At 70.6% G+C, this 1,809-nt stretch carries 3 protein-coding genes; all 3 read right to left on the bottom strand.

All coding sequences use genetic code 11. The features are described from left to right. The coding region (locus tag ACY45C_RS18165) for an ATP-binding cassette domain-containing protein (protein ID WP_462188777.1) at positions 1-530 on the bottom strand (530 nt) is incomplete at its 3' end. Positions 531-532: 2 nt separating this feature from the next. Then, positions 533-1,306: an ABC transporter permease gene (locus tag ACY45C_RS18160; RefSeq protein ID WP_462188776.1), complete on the bottom strand. Its 774-nt coding sequence runs from the start codon at positions 1,304-1,306 to the stop codon at positions 533-535. Between the two features lie 24 nt (positions 1,307-1,330). Next, positions 1,331-1,809, bottom strand: a 479-nt coding sequence (locus ACY45C_RS18155; RefSeq protein WP_462188775.1) for an ABC transporter permease, incomplete at its 5' end; no start/stop codon positions are given.

Genomic DNA, 1,809 nt, shown 5'->3' with positions numbered 1-1,809 from the left:
AGCGCGGCGGCGATCTCGGCACGCATCCGCTGGCCCAGGGAGAGCTGGCGGACCGGGGTGGCGAGGAAGTCTGCCATCTCGAGCCGCTCGACCAGCTCGTCGGTGCGCGTGCGCTCGGTGGCGGCGGGCAGGGTGTGGATAGCGGCCAGGATCCGGAACGACTCCCGCACGGGAAGGTCCCACCACAGCTGGGATCGCTGACCGAACACCACTCCGACCTGGCGGGCCAGCCGGCGCCGGTCCTTCACCGGGCTCAGCCCGCAGGTGCGCACAGTGCCGCGGGTCGGCACGAGGATGCCGGCCAGCATCTTGATCGTGGTGGACTTGCCGGCGCCGTTCGCGCCGATGTAGCCGACCGCCTCGCCGGGTGAGATCCGCACGGTCAGGTCGTCGACGGCGGTCAGTCGCCTCCGGCGCAGCCCGTCGCGCACGGTGAACTGCCGGGTCAGCCCGACGGTCTCGACGATCGCTGTCTCGACGATCGCAGTGTTGACGATTGGAGTCTCGACGATCGCAGTGTTGACGCTCATGCTCAACCGCCGCCTCCCTGGTAGTGCCGGACGCCCCAGCGCCAGCACAGCAGCGCCATGGCCCACGCCCAGACAGCCGCGAGTGGCCCGCACCAGCCAAGCCACCTCGGCAGCCACTCCGGTCCAGGCAGACCGAGCAGGATCAGCGTCGGCAGGTACCCCGTGAAGGCCATCGGAAAGAAGAAGCCGAACAGGACCTTCAACGGCCGGGACCAGAGCGACGCTGGCTGGGTGGCGGCGTAGCGGCCGCCATACACGAACGCGTTGGTCATCTCCCGGCCGTCCACCAGGAAGAACTGCAGGCCGCCCGCCCAGACGAACAGCGCGGCGAACGTCGCGACACCGCTGACCAGGGCGGTCGCCAGCAGCGCGGCCGCGGCCGGGCCCCAGGGAACGTCGCCCAGGGCCAGACCGGCGACCAGCGCGGCCAGGCCGACCGACGCGCGCGCCAGCCGCCGCAGGCTGAGGTCGCTGGTGACCAGCTGCAGCAGCAGCGGCTGCGGCCGCAGGTAGAAGACGTCGAAGGTGCCGGCGCGCAGGTACGTCGGCAGCCTGTCGCAGTGCCCGAAGGCGAGGTCCGCGAGTGAGAAGGAGAGGTCGGCCAGGCCGAACACCAGCAGCATCTGGCGGAACTCCAGGCCGCCGAGCCGGGTCGTGGCGTGAAAGACCACCCACACCTCGGCCAGTTCGATCACGGCCGACAGCAGCGAGCTGACCAGGTCAAGGGCGAAGTTCGCCCGGTAGGAGGTCTGGGAGCGGGCCCGGGACGCGAGCACAGCCCGGTACGCAGGGCGAGCGGCTCAGCCACCCTGGATCTCCAGGCGGTGCCGGCCGGCGCGCGTCAGCGCCTGGCCGAGCCCGCCGACGCCGACCAGCCAGGCAACCTGCGCCGCTACCAGGGTGAGCGCGCCGGTGATGTCCACGCGATCAGCGAGGATGCCGACCGGATACATCATCATCGACGGGAACGGCGTCGCCTGGGCCAGGAGTTCGAGCCACCGCGGGAACATGCTGATCGGCACGAACAACCCGGCGAGGAAACCAGAGGCCACCATGTAGACGAGCTGCACCCCGCGCGTCTCCACCAGCCAGAAGCCCGCGACGGCGACCAGGTAGACGGTCGCCGCCGAGATCACGACCGCGAGAAGCAGGCTCGCCACGCCGAGAAGGCAGGCCGTGACCGACCCGGGCAGCTTCATCCCGACGACGAACCCACCGATCAGCAGCTGTGGGATCCCCCGGGGAATAAACGCGAACAGCGCCTGCCCGACCTCGGTTG

The organism is Frankia sp. CcWB2, assembly GCF_977927585.1.
The sequence above is the reverse complement of the archived record's forward strand: the minus strand, read 5'-3'. Positions and strand labels throughout refer to the sequence as shown.